This is a genomic window from Variovorax ginsengisoli (genome assembly GCF_030486595.1).
GTDB classification, from domain to species: Bacteria; Pseudomonadota; Gammaproteobacteria; order Burkholderiales; family Burkholderiaceae_C; genus Variovorax; species Variovorax ginsengisoli_B.
Genome location: NZ_JAUJZH010000003.1, coordinates 283,280 through 299,941 on the forward strand (window position 1 = coordinate 283,280; position 16,662 = coordinate 299,941).

17 protein-coding genes and 1 pseudogene are annotated in these 16,662 nt (G+C 69.6%); 5 read left to right on the forward strand and 13 right to left on the reverse strand.

Going from position 1 to position 16,662, the window contains the following annotated elements; all coding sequences use genetic code 11:
• Position 1: 1 nt before the first annotated feature.
• Together QZH52_RS05995 and QZH52_RS06000 are read right to left on the reverse strand one after the other, a co-directional pair.
• Positions 2-883 carry a branched-chain amino acid ABC transporter permease gene (locus tag QZH52_RS05995; protein ID WP_286508251.1) on the reverse strand — a complete coding sequence of 294 codons (882 nt, stop codon included), beginning with the start codon at positions 881-883 and terminating at the stop codon, positions 2-4.
• Positions 884-1,029: 146 nt separating this feature from the next.
• A complete protein-coding gene (locus tag QZH52_RS06000; protein ID WP_301805395.1) occupies positions 1,030-2,181 on the reverse strand; it encodes an ABC transporter substrate-binding protein in 1,152 nt (383 codons plus the stop codon).
• Positions 2,182-2,308: 127 nt separating this feature from the next.
• Here QZH52_RS06000 and QZH52_RS06005 point away from each other — a divergent pair, with 127 nt between their 5' ends.
• Positions 2,309-3,388 (forward strand): TRAP transporter substrate-binding protein, encoded by a 1,080-nt coding sequence (locus QZH52_RS06005; protein WP_301805396.1) that lies wholly within the window; start codon positions 2,309-2,311, stop codon positions 3,386-3,388.
• Between the two features lie 38 nt (positions 3,389-3,426).
• The gene (locus tag QZH52_RS06010; protein ID WP_301805769.1) at positions 3,427-4,647 is read left to right on the forward strand and encodes an SUMF1/EgtB/PvdO family nonheme iron enzyme; all 1,221 of its coding nucleotides are present in this window, start codon (positions 3,427-3,429) and stop codon (positions 4,645-4,647) included.
• Between the two features lie 6 nt (positions 4,648-4,653).
• Here QZH52_RS06010 and QZH52_RS06015 read toward each other — a convergent pair whose 3' ends face one another.
• A complete protein-coding gene (locus QZH52_RS06015; RefSeq protein WP_301805398.1) occupies positions 4,654-5,757 on the reverse strand; it encodes a substrate-binding domain-containing protein in 1,104 nt (367 codons plus the stop codon).
• A 125-nt stretch (positions 5,758-5,882) separates the two neighbouring features.
• Here QZH52_RS06015 and QZH52_RS06020 point away from each other — a divergent pair, with 125 nt between their 5' ends.
• From QZH52_RS06020 to QZH52_RS06030, 3 genes are read left to right on the forward strand one after another with little or no spacing between them, the layout of a single operon-like run.
• Positions 5,883-6,632 (forward strand): ABC transporter permease, encoded by a 750-nt coding sequence (locus tag QZH52_RS06020; RefSeq protein ID WP_301805400.1) that lies wholly within the window; start codon positions 5,883-5,885, stop codon positions 6,630-6,632.
• A complete protein-coding gene (locus tag QZH52_RS06025) occupies positions 6,629-7,345 on the forward strand; it encodes an ATP-binding cassette domain-containing protein (protein WP_301805404.1) in 717 nt (238 codons plus the stop codon). The genes QZH52_RS06020 and QZH52_RS06025 overlap by 4 nt, the downstream gene beginning before the upstream one ends.
• Positions 7,342-8,187, forward strand: coding sequence for an ABC transporter substrate-binding protein (locus tag QZH52_RS06030; RefSeq protein ID WP_436411547.1), 846 nt, complete (start codon positions 7,342-7,344; stop codon positions 8,185-8,187). The genes QZH52_RS06025 and QZH52_RS06030 overlap by 4 nt, the downstream gene beginning before the upstream one ends.
• Before the next feature lie 79 nt (positions 8,188-8,266).
• Here the strand turns inward: QZH52_RS06030 and QZH52_RS06035 are convergent.
• From QZH52_RS06035 to QZH52_RS06080, 10 genes and pseudogenes are all read right to left on the reverse strand, one after another.
• Positions 8,267-8,673, reverse strand: a pseudogene (locus QZH52_RS06035) (VOC family protein).
• Positions 8,670-9,161, reverse strand: a complete 492-nt coding sequence (locus QZH52_RS06040) for a helix-turn-helix transcriptional regulator (RefSeq protein ID WP_301805405.1) — start codon at positions 9,159-9,161, stop codon at positions 8,670-8,672. The pseudogene QZH52_RS06035 and the gene QZH52_RS06040 overlap by 4 nt, the downstream one beginning before the upstream one ends.
• A gap of 55 nt (positions 9,162-9,216) precedes the next feature.
• Entirely contained in the window at positions 9,217-10,017 is an 801-nt protein-coding gene (locus QZH52_RS06045; protein WP_301805406.1) for a ParB N-terminal domain-containing protein, read from the reverse strand.
• A 61-nt stretch (positions 10,018-10,078) separates the two neighbouring features.
• Positions 10,079-11,230, reverse strand: coding sequence for an acyl-CoA dehydrogenase family protein (locus QZH52_RS06050; protein WP_301805408.1), 1,152 nt, complete (start codon positions 11,228-11,230; stop codon positions 10,079-10,081).
• Positions 11,231-11,242: 12 nt separating this feature from the next.
• Positions 11,243-12,037: an enoyl-CoA hydratase/isomerase family protein gene (locus tag QZH52_RS06055; protein WP_301805411.1), complete on the reverse strand. Its 795-nt coding sequence runs from the start codon at positions 12,035-12,037 to the stop codon at positions 11,243-11,245.
• A gap of 2 nt (positions 12,038-12,039) precedes the next feature.
• A complete protein-coding gene (locus QZH52_RS06060) occupies positions 12,040-12,870 on the reverse strand; it encodes an SDR family NAD(P)-dependent oxidoreductase (RefSeq protein WP_301805413.1) in 831 nt (276 codons plus the stop codon).
• 19 nt (positions 12,871-12,889) lie between these two features.
• A complete protein-coding gene (locus QZH52_RS06065) occupies positions 12,890-13,309 on the reverse strand; it encodes a MaoC family dehydratase (RefSeq protein ID WP_301805415.1) in 420 nt (139 codons plus the stop codon).
• Between the two features lie 12 nt (positions 13,310-13,321).
• Positions 13,322-13,762, reverse strand: a complete 441-nt coding sequence (locus QZH52_RS06070) for a MaoC family dehydratase N-terminal domain-containing protein (protein WP_286535535.1) — start codon at positions 13,760-13,762, stop codon at positions 13,322-13,324.
• Between the two features lie 13 nt (positions 13,763-13,775).
• On the reverse strand, positions 13,776-14,960 hold the full coding sequence (locus QZH52_RS06075) for a lipid-transfer protein (RefSeq protein ID WP_301805419.1): 1,185 nt from the start codon (positions 14,958-14,960) through the stop codon (positions 13,776-13,778).
• Between the two features lie 27 nt (positions 14,961-14,987).
• Complete coding sequence (locus QZH52_RS06080) at positions 14,988-16,547, reverse strand: long-chain-fatty-acid--CoA ligase (RefSeq protein ID WP_301805421.1); 1,560 nt, start codon at positions 16,545-16,547, stop codon at positions 14,988-14,990.
• Positions 16,548-16,662: the final 115 nt, after the last annotated feature.

The following is a 16,662-nucleotide window of genomic DNA, read 5'->3' on the forward strand; positions in this document are numbered from 1 at the left end:
CTCAGACCTTGCGTTCCTGCATGGAGCCGAACAGGCCCTTGGGCCGCACCAGCAGCACCAGGAACAGCAGGCCGAAGGCGACCGCGTCGCGCATCGTCGAGCCGATGTAGGCCACCGACAGCACCTCGGCGAAGCCGAGGAACAGGCCGCCGAGCATCGCCCCGCGGATGTCGCCCATGCCGCCCAGGATGATCACCGCGATGCCCTTGTGCAGCATCGGCTGGCCCATCAGCGGGAACACGGCGTTGGAATAGAGGCCGATCAGCACCCCGGCCAGGCCGCCGAGCGCGGCGGCCGCGAACGAGGTCAGGAAGAACAGGCCTTCGACATTGATGCCGAGCAGGTAGGCGGCCTTGGGCGATTCGGCGATCGCGCGCAGGGCGCGGCCGAGCTGGGTGCGCTTGAGCGCGACCATCAGCACCCCCATCAGCACGAAGGACAGCAGGATGATGCCGAGTTCGAGCGCTGTCAGGTGGATGCCCGCGAGGTCCAGCGATTCGCCCGACACCACGCCGGCCGGGAAGCGGACGTTCTCGGCACCGAAGATGCCCTGGATGCCGTTGTTGAGGATGATCGCGACGCCGATGGTGGCGATCATCGGGATCAGGTGGGGGGCGTTGCGCGCGCGCAGCGGCCGCAGCACCAGGAAGTCGATCAGCAGGCCGAGCAGGCCGCAGAACACGAAAGCGAACAGCAGCCCGGCCCACAGCGGCAGATCGAAGCGCGCCATGGCCTGCACCGCGGCATAGGCGCCGACCATGAACACCGCGCCATGCGAGAGGTTGATGACGCCGAGCACGCCGAAGATGAGCGTGAAGCCGAGCGCGAAGAGCGCATAGACGCACCCCAGAGAGAGTGCGTTGACGAGTTGCTGTTCAAGCATGGAAGTTCCGTTCCGGAAAGAGCGGGCCGGCCAAAGCCGGTCCCGCTGTTCGTGAAACACCGAAGAACCGGCTTTGCCGGGCTTCAGGTGTTGCCCCCGGTAGGGGGTGGGCGGCTACACGAAGTGAGCCAACCTGGGGGCGAGCGTTATTTGGCGATTACGAATTCAGCGCCCTTGGTCACGCTGACGATGGGGGTCTGCTGGGCGTCGTAGCCGGCCGGCTTGCCGGCCTTGTCGGTGGCGCGGCGGAACTGGAAGGCGCCGGTGGCACCGGTCCACTTGGCGTTCGGCAGCGCGTCGCGCACGGCGGCACGGTCGGCGGTCAGGTTGCCGCTGATCTTGACGCCCTTGAGCGCCTGCGCCGCGATGTACATGGCGTCGTAGGCCTGGGCCGCGAACTGGTCGGGCGCGGTCTTGTACTTCTCGTTGTAGGCCTTGATGAACTTGGTGTTCTCGGGCGTCGCGTTGCTGGCCGACCAGGGGCTGCCGACATAGAGGTTGTCGGAGTTGCCCTTGGCGAGCTCGAACACCTTGACCGAGTTCATGCCGTTGCCGCCGATGATCGGCACGTTCAGGCCGAGCTGGCGGGCTTGCACCATGATCGGCGCACCTTCGGCCAGCAGGGCCGACAGCACGATCGCATCGGCGCCGCTGGCCTTGATCTTGGTCAGCTGGGCCTTGAAGTCGACGTCGCCCTTGGCGAAGGTCTCGGTCGTGGTGACCGGGATCTTCAGGTCGTCGAGCGCCTTCTTGAAGTTGTCGTAGCCGCTCTTGGTGAAGACGTCGTCGTTGCCGTAGAGCACGGCGACCTTCTTGATGCCGGCGTTCTTGACCGCCGTCTTGATGGTCTCGGGCAGCACGTCGGCTTCGGTCACCGAGTTGCGGAACACGTAGTCGCCGATCGAGGTGATGCCGTCGGCGGTGTTCGAGGTGCCGAAGGCCACGGTCTTGGCGGCCTGGGCGATCGGGTCGGCGGCCTGGGCCGAGTTCGACAGCGTCGGGCCGAAGACCATCAGCACCTGGTCCTGGAAGATCAGCTTCTTGAAGACGTTGATCGCTTCTTCCTTCTTGCCCTGCTCGTCGGCGACGACCAGCTCGATCTTGTTGCCGTTGATGCCACCGGCGGCGTTGATCTCGGAGGCTGCGAGCTCGAAGCCGTTGCGGATCGCCACGCCATACTGCGCGGCACCGCCCGACAGGGCTTCGGCCACGCCGATCTTCAGGTCGGCGGCCTGGGCGGCGAAGGCGGCGAAGGTCGCCAGTGCGAGCAGCGAGGTCTTGAACGGAAGTTGTCTCATTTGGGAAGATCTTTCGGGAAAGGGAAGAACGGGGGCGGCCATTTTATAAGCTGCTTACAGGCCCCGCGTTCAGTGATTCCTACAATCGCGCGTCCCCGCCTTGAGGGCTTTCCAGGAGTTCTGATCGATGCACCGTCGTTTTCTGATCCAGCGTGCCGGCCTGGCCGGGGTGCTCGCTGCCGGCGTGGCGCCGGCCGTGCATGCGCAGGCGCTGACGCGCTGGCGGCTGGCATCGAGCTTCGCCAAGTCCCAGGACCTGCTGTTCGGCGCCGCCGAGTCCTTCGCCAGGAAGGTCGGCGAGATGAGTGGCGGGCGCTTCCAGGTCGAGGTCCATGCCGCCGGTGAACTGATGTCGGCGCGGGACGTGCTCGACGGCGTGCAGCGCGGCGCGATCGAGGCCTGCCACACCTCGGGCGCCTTGTTCGTCGACCACAACGAGGCCTTCGCCTTCGGCGCCGCGATCCCCTTCGGCATGAACGCGCGCCAACTGAACGCCTGGATGACCGAAGGCAATGGCCTCAGGCTCAGCCGCGAGTTCCACGCCGGCTTCGGCGCGGTCGGTTTTCCGTGCGGCAGCGCGGGGGCCCAGCGGCTCGGCTGGTTCGCCCGCGAGCTGCGCGGCGCGAGCGACTTCAAGGGCCTGAAGGTCCGCTTCGATGGCCTGGCCGGGCGGGTGATCGCGCGCCTGGGCGGGGTGGTGCAGGGCCCGGCGTCGGGCAGCGACCTGCGCGATGCCTTCTCCAAGGGCCTGGGCGCGGCCGAGGGCCTGAGCCCCTACGACGACCAGAAGCTGGGGCTGCCCAAGGTGGCGCGCTTCTGCCATACCCCGGGCTGGTGGGCCGGCGCGATGCAGCTCGACCTGCTGGTCAACCAGAAAGCCTTCGATGCGCTCACGCCCGACTACAAGGCGATCCTGCAGTCCGCCTGCGCCACGGTGCACGCCGAGCTGATCGGCCGCTACGACGCCCGCAACCCGGCGGCGCTGCGGGAACTGGCCGGCGCGGGGGCGCAGATCAAGCCCTTCCCCCGGCCGCTGCTCGATGCCACCTTCAAGGCGTCGATGGACCTGTGCCACGCCCTGGATCGCAGCAACCCGGCCTGGAAGAAGCTCCACGGCGACTACCGTGCTTTCCAGCAGGGCCAGCTGTTCGCAGACCGTTTCACCGAGGCGCCGTTCGACGCCTACCTGCAGGGCGCCAAGCTGTGAGCCCGGCCGGCACCTCGCCGTCGATCGACTCCCCCGACATGCGCCGGGCCGGCCGGGAACTGCTCTCGCTGGCATTGATCGATGCCCGCAACCACACGCTGCACCTGCTGTCGCTCTACGAGCAGGCGCTGGGCGGCGAGACGCTCGCGGTGCCGCGCGTCGCGGGCATCGACCCGCCGGTCTGGCTGGCCGGCCACATCGGCTGGTTCGCCGAATGGTGGATCGGCCGCAACACGCAGCGCGCCTTCGGTGAAGAGTGCCCGGTGCGTCCCACGCGGCTGGCGGCGATCGAGCCCGATGCCGACGACTGGTGGAACCCTGCCCAGCGCGCGCCCGCGGATCGGGATGCACCCGGGCTGCCCGACCTCGCCCAGACCAAGGCCTATCTGCTCGACACGCTCGAAAGCACGCTCGAGCTGCTCGAGCATGCGGCCGAGACCGACGCCGGCCTCTACTTCTATCGGCTCGCGCTGTTCCATGAAGACCTGCGCGGCGAGCAACTGCTGGTCATGGCGCAGACCCTGGGCCTGCCGTTGAAGGTCGAGCTGCCTCCGGCCGCGGTGACGCGGCCGCCGCTCTCGCTGCCCGCCACGCCGTGGGAGCTTGGCCTGGCCGAGGGTGGCTTTGCCTTCGCACAGGATCGCGGCATCGAGCGCGTCGACGTCCCCGAGTTCGAGATCGATGCCCAGCCCGTGACCTGGAGCCAGTACGTCGAATTCGTCGACGACGGCGGCTACGACCGGCCCGAGCTGTGGCGCACCGAAGGCCTCGCATGGCTGGCGCGACAGACCGAAGGCCGGCGCGGGCCGCGCCATGTCGAGCAGATCGGTGCGGCCCGCCATGGCACCGGCGGCTCGGTGCTGCAGCAGCAGTTCGGCCGCACGGTGCGTGCCGCCGGCAACCGCAGCGCCGTCCATGTCGCCTGGTGGGAGGCCGATGCCTGGGCCCGCTGGGCCGGCCGGCGCATCGCGACCGAGGTCGAATGGGAAATCGCCGCCCACACGGCGGCCCGGCGCGGCTTCCGCTGGGCCGACGTGCACGAATGGACCGCCGGGACGCTGCACCCCTGGCCGGGCTTTCGCGCCGATCCCTGGAGCCGGGGCGGCGAGTTCGATCCCCAGCCCGTCTTCGGCCAGGCCCGCGTGCTGCGCGGCGCCTCGTTCGCCACCCGGGCGCGGCTGCGCTCGCCGAAGCGCCGCGGCTTCGCGCTGCCCGAGCGCGACGATGGCTTCTTCGGCTTCAGGACCTGTGCGCTGTGACCCCGTTCAGCCGCTCTTCCTCTTCGGCTTGAAGTTCCACCACGGCAGCAGCGAGCGCAGCGACTCGACTTCGCCGCTGCTGGCGCTCTCGTAGCCCGGCAGGGTGCCCAGCTGATGCCGCCAGGCAGCGCCGCGCAGCAGCAGCAGCAGCGCCTGGACGGCCGGCTGCTCGAGCGCCGCCTTGAGGCAGGCGAGGTGGTAGCGCTCGTGCACCAGCGGCACGAAGCCCAGCCCGGCGCCGAGTGCGGCCGATTCGATGCCGAGAGCGGCATCGGCCTCGCCCGATGCCACGGCGTGCGCCGCGGCCGCGTGCGAGGGTTCGCAGTGCCCATGGCCGTCGATGGCGTCGGCCGCCAGGCCATCTCGCGCCAGCAGTTCTTCGAACAGCACCCGCGTGCCGGTGCCGATCGGCCGGTTCACGTAGCGGGCGCCGCGGGCCGCGACGTCGGCCAGGTTCATCAAGCCGAGCGGATTGCCGGGCGCGACGATCAGGCCCTGGGTGCGCCGCGCGAACCCGATGATCTTGTGTAGTCCCGGCTTCAGCAGGGGCTTGTAGGTGCGCTGGGCGAGCGAGCCGGACGGCGGCCGTTCCAGCGTGTGGAAGCCCGCCATCACGCAGCGGCCCTGGTTCAGCGCGCTGATCGCGTCCACGCTGCCGGTGAAGCGGATGTCCAGCTGCAGCCGGGCCGTGGCGGCGGCGCGCGCGCGCAGCAGCACCAGCGCATCGTCGTGGCTCGCGTGCAGGCTCAGCAGGTGGGTGCTGTCGTCGAACGCGAGCGCGAAGGCGCGTTCGAGGTCGGCATGGAGCGCCTCGATCTGCGGGGCCAGCCGGGCCTGGGCCTGGCGTTCGGCCCACAGCAGCTTGTCGCCGAACTCCGAGAGCTGGGCCGCGCGCCCCGGGTCGCCGGTCACCAGCGGATGACCGAGCACCTGCTCCCAGCGCTTGAGTTCGCCCCACACGTGACGGTAGGAATAGCCGACCGCCCGCGCGGCGGCGGAGATCGATCCGTGCTCGCGCACCGCGTGCAGCAACTCCATCAGCGGATTGCGGATCAGGGCCCGGCCGCGGCGGCGCGGCGAGATGGCGTAGGAGAGTTCGATCTGTTGCACGGGAGGACGGAAGGGGAGCAGGCGCCGGGGATTATGCAGAGCCTGCCCGCGGCCTATGCAAATGATTTCATAAGTCGGCCGCATCGGTCTGTCCATACTCCAGCGCTTCCCGCTCCACGCCCCGCATGAACACTTTTGCCGACAGCGCCGCTGCCGCCTGGCACCTCGTCGTCTCCGCCGATCCCGTGCTGCTCGCCATCGTCGGGCGCTCGCTGGCGGTCAGCGCGACGGCTTGCCTGCTGGCCTGCGGCTTCGGCCTGCTGCTCGGCGCCTGGCTGGCGGTGGCGCGCTTCCCCGGGCGCGGCCTGCTGCTGACACTGCTGAACACGCTGCTGGCGCTGCCTTCGGTGGTGGTGGGCCTGGTGATCTACCTGCTGCTCTCGCGCTCCGGCCCGCTCGGCTTCCTGGGCTGGCTGTTCTCGTTCAAGGCCATGGTGCTGGCGCAGACCATCCTGGTGCTGCCGGTGGTCACGGCACTGACGCGGCAGGCGATCGAGGACGCCGACCGCGCCCATGGCGAGCAGCTGCGCTCGCTCGGCGCCCGCAGCCTCGCGCGCGGCCTGCTGCTGGCGGCCGACGAGCGCTATGCGCTGGTCACGGTGGTGATCACCGCCTTCGGCCGCGCTGTGTCGGAGGTCGGCGCCGTGATGATCGTCGGCGGCAACATCGACGGCTTCACGCGCGTGATGACCACCGCCATCGCGCTCGAGACCAGCAAGGGCGACCTGCCGCTTGCGCTGGCCCTCGGGCTGGTGCTGCTGGCGGTGGTGCTGGCGCTGAACCTGGCGATCGCGGCGCTGCGCGCCTGGCGCGAGCGGGTCGACGGCGGGGCGGCTGATGCGATGCGCGCGCGGGCGCTTGAGGTCGGGCCATGACGCTCCAGCCCGCAGCCACGGCCGGGCCGCCGCTGTTCAGCCTGCGCGGGATCGTGCTGCGCTTCGGCAAGGTGCAGGCCCTGACCGGCGTCGACCTGGAGATCCGGGCGGGCGAACGGGTGGCGCTGATCGGTGCCAACGGCAGCGGCAAGAGCAGCCTGCTGAGGCTGCTGCACGGCTTGCTGCCGCACGCGGGCGGCGCCTTCGAGAGCCATGTGCCGCCGATGTCGCAGGCCATGCTGTTCCAGCGGCCGCACATGCTGCGCGCCAGCGTCCGCAACAACGTCGCGCTGGCACTCTGGCTGAAGGGTTCGCGCTGGCGCGATGCGCAGCGCGAGGCCATCGTCGCGCTCGACAGGGTCGGGCTGGCCGAGCTCGCGGGGCGCAATGCGCGCACGCTGTCGGGCGGCCAGCAGCAGCGCATGGCGCTGGCTCGCGCCTGGGCGCTGCATCCCGAGGTGCTGCTGCTCGACGAGCCGACCGCCAGCCTCGATCCCACCGCCAAGCGCGATGTCGAGGCGCTGATCGCGGATGCGGCGCAAGGCCGCACGCTGGTCTTTGCCAGCCACAACCTCGGACAGGTCAAGCGGCTCGCGAGCCGCGTCGTCTATCTCGAGCACGGCCGGAAGGTGGCCGACCTGCCGGTCCATGATTTCTTCCACGGGCCGCTGCCCGAGGAAGCCCGTCTGTTTGTCAAAGGAGAACTGGTGTGAAGCTGTTCAATATGTCCAGGGTCCTGGTTCGCGCCTTCGGGGCCGCCGCGCTGGCGGCGGGTGCGCTGGCGGCGCAGGCCGAGGCCCTCACGATGGCGTCGACCACGTCGACCGAGCAGTCGGGCCTGTTCTCGCACCTGCTGCCGGCCTTCAAGCAGTCCAGCGGGATCGACATCAAGGTGGTTGCGGTCGGTACCGGCCAGGCGATCGACATGGCCAGGCGCGGCGATGCCGACGTGCTGTTCGTGCACGACACCGCCGCCGAGGAGAAGTTCGTCGCCGAAGGTTTCGCGGCCAAGCGCTTTCCGGTCATGTACAACGACTTCGTGCTGGTCGGACCGAAGGCCGATCCGGCCGGCGTCAAGGGCCAGGACATCGTGGCCGCGCTGAAGAAGATCGCCGCGACCCACGCGCCCTTCGTCTCGCGCGGCGACAAGAGCGGCACCGACGCCGCCGAACGCCGCCTGTGGACGCAGACCGGCATCGGCGAGGCCGGCCAGCCGCTGCCGAACGACAAGAAGGGCACGGGCTACAAGGAGTGCGGCTGCGGCATGGGGCCGGCGCTCAACATCGCAGCCTCGAGCGGCGCCTATGTGCTGGCCGATCGCGGCACCTGGCTCAGCTTCAAGAACCGCGCCGACCTGGCGGTGCTGGTGGAAGGCGACAAGCGGCTGTTCAACCAGTACGGCGTGATGGTGGTGAGCCCGGCCAAGTTCCCGAATCTCAACAGCGCGGGGGCCCAGAAGTTCGTCGACTGGGTGATCTCGCCGGCCGGGCAGTCGACCATCGCGGCCTACAAGATCGGCGGCGAGCAACTCTTCTTTCCCAACGCCACGCGATAGGATGAAACACCCTGGAAGCGCCCTACGGCCGTTTCATGTGTCGTGGGTCACGTGATCGCTTGGAGCAAGCGCGCGCGCCTCAATCGCGCCGCTGGATGAGCTTCCACCCGTTGCCCGACGGGTCGCGAAACCCGGCGTCCACCGTGCCATAGCGATCCACCGGCTCCTGCGTGAACTCGACCCCCTGGGCGAGCATCCGGCCGTAGGCGGCGCGGCAGTCGTCGACGGTCAGCACGAGCGGCGGCATGGCGCCCTTGGCAACGATCTCGCGCACCGTCTGCGCCGTGGCCGCATCGAGCACCGGCGGCCCGGGAATGAACAGGCCGAGCTGGAACGACGGCTGGTCCGGGTGCTGCACCGTGAGCCAGCGATAGTTGCCGTTTCCCACGTCCGTGTGGAGGCGGAATCCGAGCTTCTCCGTATAGAAGGCGAGCTTTCGTCTTGATCGCGCACGTACAAACCGACCACTTCGATGCCTTGATTCATGGAATCTCCTGTTGTTCGGGCCCGTTTGTACCGTCCATGGCCTGACGCCGCTTCTCCGAAACTGCGGTCTTGAGGTCGGGCCGGCGCGCGGCGCTGACGACGCAAGCCGGCACGCGTCCGAGTTCCTGCGCCGTCGCCTTCCCGCGCGCGCGGATCGCACCCGGGCTGTCGCCGGTGATGTCGCGGAAGGTGCGCCCGAACGTACCCAGGCTGGTCCAGCCAGTGGCAAAGGCGATGTCGGTGATGGACTGATCGGTTTCACGCAGCAGCGTCATCGCCCGCTCGATGCGCCGCGTGAGCAGGTAGCGGTGCGGCGGGATGCCGAAGGCCTGCTTGAACGATCGCGCGAAGTGGGCCATGGAGACGCCGCTCACCTGCGCCAGCCGCGCCACGGACCATGCCTCGTGCGACGCGGCGTCCAGCCGGTCCTTCGCTCGCAGCAATCGCCGCAGCAGGGCGGGGTCCTGGGTGGCCGAGGGGATGCTCATGGGACCGTGGGAGACAGCGACGCCATCGTTCTCGCGGGCGAGGACGCTGCGCGCGTCAGGCTTCGGCCGCCAGCAGCGCGTGCAGCGAGGCCACCTGGCGGCGCAGGTCCGCGTTCTCGGCCGTCAGTTCGGCGACCCGCTGCGTGAGGCGCTGAACCTCGTCGGGTTCATCCGAGGCTTCGGCCTTTGCGGGCTCCGGGCGTGCCGGGCGCTTCGCCTCGCGCACCCGCTTGGCGGCCTGCTTGAGCTCGTCCTTGCCGCCGTTGGCCGCGGCGATCTGCTCTTCGGCCGGCAGGGACGCCACGGCCGCCGCCGCATTGATCGAGATCGTGCCGGACTTGACCGCGGCCACCAGCTCGGGCGCCGCCTGCTTCTGGATCTTCTCGATCATCACGACCTGGCTGCTGCTCAGGCGCGCGGCCTTGGCGATGGCCTCGCGGCTGTTGAGCGGCGCCGCCGGCGGCAGCGCTGGATCGGCATCGAAGGGCGGGTCGTCGGCGTCATCCGCGGGCGCCGCGGCGGCCCGGGCCTTCTGGCCGGCCACGATGTCCTTCTTGCGCAGCGCGAGCACGCCGCGCAGGAAGTCCGATACGCTGCGCCGGCCCAGGTGCTGGTCGATCATCCACAGGTGCACGTCCTCGAGCGACTTGAAGCGCGTGTTCTGCACCGTCTGGAACGGCAGCCCGTGCTTCTGGCAGATGCCGTAGCGGTTGTGGCCGTCGACCAGCACGTCGCCCCACAGCACCAGCGCATCGCGGCAGCCCTCGGTGAGGATGCTGCGCTCCAGGGATTCGTATTCGTCCGGGGTCAACGGGTCGATATAGGATTTCAGTTCTTCGTTGACGACGATGTTCATGGAGCGCGATGCGGACGGGGGGACAAGGGGCGGGATTCTAGCGAGCCCCTGCCCGCACCCTTCAGGCGCCGAGTTTCCGCGCGATCAGGTCCTTCATGATTTCGCTGGTGCCGCCGTAGATGCGCTGGATGCGGGCGTCGGCGTACATGCGGGCGATCGGGTACTCGGCCATATAGCCGTAGCCGCCGAACAGCTGCAGGCATTCGTCGGTGACCTTGCCCTGCTGCTCGGTGCACCACAACTTGGCCATGTACGCCGCCTCGGGCTCGAGCTGGCCGTCGAGCAGGCGCTGGATGCAGTCGTTGACGAAGCTGCGCACCACGTGCGCGAGGGTCGCGCACTCGGCCAGCTTGAAGCGCGTGTTCTGGAAATCGAACACGCTCTGGCCGAAGGCCTTGCGCTGCTGCGTGTAGGCCAGCGTGAGCTCGACCGCGCGTTCGATCACCGCGGCCGCCGGCACGCACAGCAGCAGGCGTTCGTAGGGCAGCTGGCTCATCAGCTGCACGAAGCCTTCGCCTTCTTTTTCGCCCAGCAAGTGGTCGGCCGGCACGCGCACGCCGTCGAAGAACAGCTCGGCCGTGTCGGATGCGTGCTGGCCCAGCTTCTCCAGCCTTCGGCCGACCCTGAATCCCGGCAGGTCGTCGGTCTCGAGCACCACCAGCGAGACGCCGCGGCTGCCGGCGTCGCCGGTGCGCACGGCCACCACCAGCAGGCTGGCGGTGAAGCCGTTGGTGATGAAGGTCTTGGCGCCGTCGATCAGGTAGGCATCGCCGTCGCGCCGGGCGCGCGTGCGCAAGGCCTTCAGGTCGGAGCCGCAGCCGGGCTCGGTCAGCGCGATGCCGGCCAGCAGCTCGCCACTGGCGAGCCGCGGCAGCCAGCGCTGCTTCTGGGCCTCGGTGCCGTAGTCGAGGATGTAGTGCGCCGCGAGGTTGTGGACCGCGGTGTTGGCCGGCACCTCGGCCTTGGCGAGTTCGTCCTGCACCACCAGCTGATAGGCCAGCGAAACGCCAGCGCCGCCGTGGGCTTCGTCCAGTTCGGGCAGCAGGAATCCCAGCTCGCCGAACGGGCGCCAGACCTCGCGCGGGATGTAGCCCTGGCGGCGCCAGCCGTCCAGATGGGGCGCCAGTTCGGCCGCGATGTAGCGGCGCACCTGGGCGCGGAAGGCTTCGATGTCGTCGTCCATCCAGCGATGGCGCAGCAGTGAGGGGAGCATGGGTCGGGTTCGTCAGTGGCGTGAGCCCGCGCGGGCCAGGAAGCGCGCGCAGGCATCGTTGAAGAAGGGGCCGGCGACGTGCCGGCGCTGCGCCGTGCGCTCGCAGGCGAGCTGCTGTTCGAGGCTGTGGGCGGGCGCCGCATCGATCAGCCGGCGCGTGTCGCGCAGCGCGGCCGCCGACGCGCGGCCCAGTCGCCGCGCCAGGGCCTGGGCTTCGGCCTGCAGTTCGGCATCGGCGATGCAGCGCCAGACCAGGCCCCATTGCTCGGCCTGCGCGGCGTCGATCCGCTCCCCGAGCAGCGCGATGCCGAGGGCGCGGCTGCGCCCGAGCAGGCGCGACAGCAGCCAGGTGGCGCCGAGGTCCGGCACGGCGCCGAGCTGCGGCACCTGCGGCACCAGGAAGTACGCCGAACGCGCAGCCAGCACGACGTCGGCCGCCAGCGCGATGCCGACCGCACCGCCGACGCAGGGTCCGTTGACCGCCGCGACCACCGGCACCGGGCATTCGGCGATGGCTTGCGTGAGCGGGTTGCCGACGTCTTCCATGTAGCGGCCGATCTCGGCCTGCGCGTGCAGTCCGCCGCCGGCCAGAACATCGCCGAACCAGCCGATGTCGCCGCCGGCCGAGAAGGCGCGGCCGGCGCCGGTCAGCACGATCGCGCGCGTGCGCTCGTCGGCGACGGCGGCACGCAGCGCCTGCGCGAGTTCGACCATCAATGGCGGCGAGAGCGCGTTGAGCGCCTCGGCGCGGTCGAGCGTGAGAGTGGTCACGCCGTCGTGGAGGGCACTGCGTACGAGGGCGGTCATCCCTAGATCCCGGTCAGCCCGCCGCTGCACATCAGCGTCTGGCCGCTCACGTAGTCCGACTCTGGAATGCACAGCAGGTACACCGCGCCGGCCGCCTCGTCGGGCGTGCCGCCGCGGCCGAGCGGGATGCTGCGCTCCATCGCGGCCATGAGGTCGGGGTTGACGCCGACCTTGATGTCGCGGCCGTCGATGCGGGCGGTGCCGCCATCGGCGGCGCTGCCTGTGAGCCGGGTCTTGATGAAACCGTAGGCCACGCAGTTGACCGTGACGTTCATGCGGCCCCATTCCTTGGCCAGCGTCTGTGTCAGGCCGACGATGCCGGCCTTGGCGGTCGAATAGTTGGCCTGGCCCGCATTGCCGAACAGGCCGGCCACCGACGAGATGTTGACCACCTTGCGCATCACGCGCTGGCCGGCTTCGCCTTCGGCCTTGGCGAGCGCCCGGATCACCGGCTGCGCCGCGCGCAGGATGCGGAACGGCGCCGTCAGGTGGCAGTCGAGCATCGCGTACCACTGCTCGTCCGTCATCTTCTGGATCACGTTGTCCCAGGTGTAGCCGGCGTTGTTGACGATGATGTCCAGGCCCTTGTATTCGTTCACCGCGGTGGCGACGAAGCGCTCGGCGAAATCCGGCGCCGTGACGTTGCCGATGCAGGCGACCGCCTGGCCGCCGGCCTCGCGGATGGCCTGCACGGCTTCCTGGGCCGGCTCCGCGTCGAGGTCGTTGACGACGATGCGCGCGCCTTCGCTGGCCAGCTTCAGCGCGATCGAGCGCCCGATGCCGCGGCCCGAGCCGGTGATGAGGGCGACCTTGCCTTCGAGTTTGCTTGTCATGCTTTTCCTTCTTTGGGTTTCAGGGCAGCGCGACCAGCGCCTCGCCGACGATCTTGGTCTGGCCGAACTGGTTGGCGCTCAGCAGCTCGATGCGCACGCAGCGCTCGCCGGCCTGCTCGAGCTTCTCGACCACGGTGCCGCTGCAGCGCATCGCGTTGCCCAGGTGGGTGATGCCCTGGAAGCGGGCGTCGAAGCGGCGCAGCCGGCTCTGCGGCGCCCAGGCGGTGAGCAGGCGGCCGAGCCAGGCCATGCCCAGCATGCCTTGCGCGAAGACGTCGGGCATGCCGGCGCGGCGCGCCACGTCGATGTCGATGTGGATCGGGTTGTGATCGCCCGAGGCGCCGGCGAACAGGGCCAGCGTGGTGCGGTCGACCGGGGGCGGCTGCAGCGGCGGCAAGGCGTCGCCGACCTGCACGCTGTCGAAGGTGGGAGGGTTCATTCGGACATGCTCCTAGTGGCGGCAGACGATGACGGTGCGCAGTTCGGCGACCAGCTCGCCGTGCTGGTTGGTGGCGCGCGCGGTCTTGACGACGAACTCGAGCGCGCCGTTCTTCTTGTCGTAGATGTCGCTGATCGTGCTGCGCACGGTCACGGTGTCGCCGGCGCAGGCCGCCACATGAAAGCTGAAGCCCTGCTCGCCGTGCAGCAGCTTGGCGATCGGGATCTGCAGGTCGGCGAGCAACTGCTCGGAGGCGCCCGAGTCGAGCTCGGCCGCGAACAGGAAGGTCGGCGGTGCCGGCAGGTCGGGGTAGCCGGCATCGCGCGCCGCGGCGACGTCGGTGTAGACCGGATCGGTCTCGCCGATCGCCTTGGCGAAGAACTGCAGCCGGCTGCGCTCGATCGGCAACACCGATGCGGGCAGTTCGTGGCCGATCCATTTCTTGTCGATCATGGGCGCTCCTTTTTCATACGCGTTCGTAGAGGGTCACGACACAGGCGCCGCCGAGCCCGAGGTTGTGCTGCAGCGCCAGCCGGGCGCCTTCGACCTGGCGCTGTTCGGCCGTGCCGCGCAGCTGGTGCGTGAGCTCGTAGCACTGGGCCAGGCCGGTGGCGCCCAGCGGATGCCCCTTGCTCAGCAATCCGCCCGAGGGGTTGGTGACCACCTTGCCGCCGTAGCTGTTGTCGCCGTCGCAGATGAACTGCTCGGCGCCGCCGGGCCCGCACAGGCCGAGCGCCTCGTAGCTGATCAGTTCGTTCTGCGCGAAGCAGTCGTGCAACTCGACGACGTCGAGCTCGTCCGGCCCGATGCCCGCGGCCTCGTAGACCTGCCGTGCCGCCGCCTGCGCCATGCCGAAGCCGACCACCTCGCGCATGTCGCGGGCATCGAAGGTGGCGGGGCGGTCGGTGGCCATGGCCTGCGCCCTGATGCGCACGCTGCGCTGGATGCCGTGCCGCTCGGCGAAGGCGCCCGAGCAGATGACGGCCGCGGCCGCGCCGCAGGTCGGCGGGCAGGCCATCAGGCGGGTCATCACGCCGGGCCACATCACGGGCGCATTCATGACCTCTTCCTCGGTCACCACCTTGCGAAGCATGGCCAGCGGGTTGTTCGCCGCATGCCGGCTGGCCTTGGCGCGCACCTTCGCGAAGGTCGACAGCTGCGTGCCGTACTGCTGCATGTGGGCGAGGCCGGCGCCGCCGAAGTAGCGCAGCGCCAGCGGGATCTCGTCTTGCCCGACCAGCTCCGCGGTGGCCTGGTCGAAGCGCTCGAAGGGGCTCGGCCGATCATTGAAGACCGCGCCGAGCGCGCCCGGGCGCATCTGCTCGAAGCCGAGCGCCAGCACGCAATCGGCAGCGCCGCTGGCCACCGCCTGGCGCGCCAGGAACAGCGCGGTCGAGCCGGTCGAGCAGTTGTTGTTGACGTTGACGATCGGAATGCCGCTCAGCCCGACCTCGTACAGCGCGTGCTGTCCGGCGGTGGAGTCGCCGTAGACATAGCCGACGTAGGCCTGCTGCACCTGCTCGTAGCCGATGCCGGCGTCGGCGAGCGCCTGCCGGGTGGCCTGGGCCGCCATCTGCGGATAGGCCTCGCCGGCCCCGGGCTTGGTGAAGGGGATCATGCCGACCCCGGCGACGTAGACGTCCTGGTTCATGAAAGGCTCCTTGGTGTGGGAATGGCTTCAGGCCACGGCGCTTTCGCGGCCCTGCCAGAAGGGTTCGCGCAGCCGGGTCTTGAGCACCTTGCCGGCGCCCGACAGCGGCAGCGCATCGACGAAGTCGACGCTGCGCGGGCACTTGTAGCCCGCGATCAGGGACTTGCAGTGGGCGATCAGCGCGGCCGGCGCGACCTCTTGATCGGGCCGCCGCACCACCACCGCATGCACGCTCTCGCCCCACTCGTCGCTCGGGATCGCGATCACCGCGCAGGCCAGCACCGCGGGATGCTGCGCCAGGGCGTTCTCGACCTCGGCCGAATAGACGTTCTCGCCGCCCGTGATGATCATGTCCTTGAGCCGGTCGGCGATGAAGATGAAGCCGTCGTCGTCCATCCAGGCGCCGTCGCCGGTGTGCATCCAGCCGTCGCGCAGCGCCGCCGCGGTGAGCCCCGGCTGGTTCCAGTAGCCCTGCATCACGTTGGGCCCGCGCACGATGACTTCGCCGACCGTGCCGCGCGGCACCTCGACGCCCTGCGGGTCGACGATGCGGACCTCGGTGCAATGGCTGGCCCGGCCCGCCGAGCGCAGCTTGCCGAGGTGGCGGGCCTCGCGGGTGTGGTACCAGGGTGGATTGAGGGTCGCTAGCGGCGACAGTTCGGTCATGCCGTAGGCCTGCGCGAACTCGACGCCGGGCAGGGCGTTCATGGCGCGTTCGAGCACCGCCTCGGCGATCGTCGAGGCACCGTACGCGATGGCGCGCAGCGAACTCAGGTCGCGCGGCTTCTTCATCGCCGGGTGGTCGACCAGCATCTGGATCATGGTGGGCACCAGCAGCGCGTGCGTGACCCGGTCGCGCTCGATGACGTCGAGCACCTGCTCCGGGTTGAAGACCGGGATGATCGAATGCGTGTTGCCCTCGATCCAGTGCGGCATCGCCAGGCCCATGTCGGCCAGGTGGAACATCGGCGCGCAATGCAGGTAGGTGCCGTCGGGCCCGGCCAGGCCCTCGGCGCGCAGCGCCATGCCCGAGCTGCACATGTTGGTGTGGCTCAGCATCACGCCCTTGGGAAAGCCGGTGGTGCCGCCGGTATAGAAGATGCCGGCCAGGTCTTCGCCGCGGCGCAGCGCGTCGGGCACCGGCACGGCCTCGGCCAGCAGGGCCTCGTAGCCGTGCATGCCGGCGGGCGCCTCGCCGTCGCCGCAGAACACGACTTCGCGCAAGCTGGTGGCGTCGCGCCTGAACGGCTCGACCAGCGCGGCGAAGCTCGCATCGACCAGCAGGATGGTCGAGCCCGAGTCGTTCAGCGAATAGAGAATCTCGGCCGGCGACCAGCGGATGTTGCAGGGATTGAGCACGCCGCCGCCCCAGGGCACGGCCATCTGGTATTCGAGGTAGCGGTCGGAATTGAGCGACAGCATCGCGACCCGGTCGCCGCGTTGCATGCCGAGCGTCTGAAGGGCCGCTGCCAGGCGCGCCACGCGGTCGATCAGTTCGGCAAAGCTGCGTTGGCGGTCGCCGAAGCGCAGTGCCACGCGATCCGGATGCTGCTGCGCCGCGCGGTGCAGTGCTTGGGTGAGGTACATGCTTTTCGTCTCCTTCCGGCCCCGGGATTCCGTGGCCTTGTTCTGGGTGGGCTCATGGTAGAAACCGCCGGCCGTCCGGACGATTGCGCTTCGCATCGATCCGATGGCAAAAGAC

What these genes read in the sequence shown, in the direction of transcription:
- QZH52_RS05995 (WP_286508251.1), bottom strand. Translation starts at nt 883, where the DNA reads ATGCTTGAACAGCAACTCGTCAACGCACTCTCTCTGGGGTGCGTCTAT.
- QZH52_RS06000 (WP_301805395.1), bottom strand. Translation starts at nt 2,181, where the DNA reads ATGAGACAACTTCCGTTCAAGACCTCGCTGCTCGCACTGGCGACCTTC.
- QZH52_RS06005 (WP_301805396.1), top strand. Translation starts at nt 2,309, where the DNA reads ATGCACCGTCGTTTTCTGATCCAGCGTGCCGGCCTGGCCGGGGTGCTC.
- QZH52_RS06010 (WP_301805769.1), top strand. Translation starts at nt 3,427, where the DNA reads ATGCGCCGGGCCGGCCGGGAACTGCTCTCGCTGGCATTGATCGATGCC.
- QZH52_RS06020 (WP_301805400.1), top strand. Translation starts at nt 5,883, where the DNA reads ATGAACACTTTTGCCGACAGCGCCGCTGCCGCCTGGCACCTCGTCGTC.
- QZH52_RS06025 (WP_301805404.1), top strand. Translation starts at nt 6,629, where the DNA reads ATGACGCTCCAGCCCGCAGCCACGGCCGGGCCGCCGCTGTTCAGCCTG.
- QZH52_RS06040 (WP_301805405.1), bottom strand. Translation starts at nt 9,161, where the DNA reads ATGAGCATCCCCTCGGCCACCCAGGACCCCGCCCTGCTGCGGCGATTG.
- QZH52_RS06045 (WP_301805406.1), bottom strand. Translation starts at nt 10,017, where the DNA reads ATGAACATCGTCGTCAACGAAGAACTGAAATCCTATATCGACCCGTTG.
- QZH52_RS06050 (WP_301805408.1), bottom strand. Translation starts at nt 11,230, where the DNA reads ATGCTCCCCTCACTGCTGCGCCATCGCTGGATGGACGACGACATCGAA.
- QZH52_RS06055 (WP_301805411.1), bottom strand. Translation starts at nt 12,037, where the DNA reads ATGACCGCCCTCGTACGCAGTGCCCTCCACGACGGCGTGACCACTCTC.
- QZH52_RS06060 (WP_301805413.1), bottom strand. Translation starts at nt 12,870, where the DNA reads ATGACAAGCAAACTCGAAGGCAAGGTCGCCCTCATCACCGGCTCGGGC.
- QZH52_RS06065 (WP_301805415.1), bottom strand. Translation starts at nt 13,309, where the DNA reads ATGAACCCTCCCACCTTCGACAGCGTGCAGGTCGGCGACGCCTTGCCG.
- QZH52_RS06070 (WP_286535535.1), bottom strand. Translation starts at nt 13,762, where the DNA reads ATGATCGACAAGAAATGGATCGGCCACGAACTGCCCGCATCGGTGTTG.
- QZH52_RS06075 (WP_301805419.1), bottom strand. Translation starts at nt 14,960, where the DNA reads ATGAACCAGGACGTCTACGTCGCCGGGGTCGGCATGATCCCCTTCACC.
- QZH52_RS06080 (WP_301805421.1), bottom strand. Translation starts at nt 16,547, where the DNA reads ATGTACCTCACCCAAGCACTGCACCGCGCGGCGCAGCAGCATCCGGAT.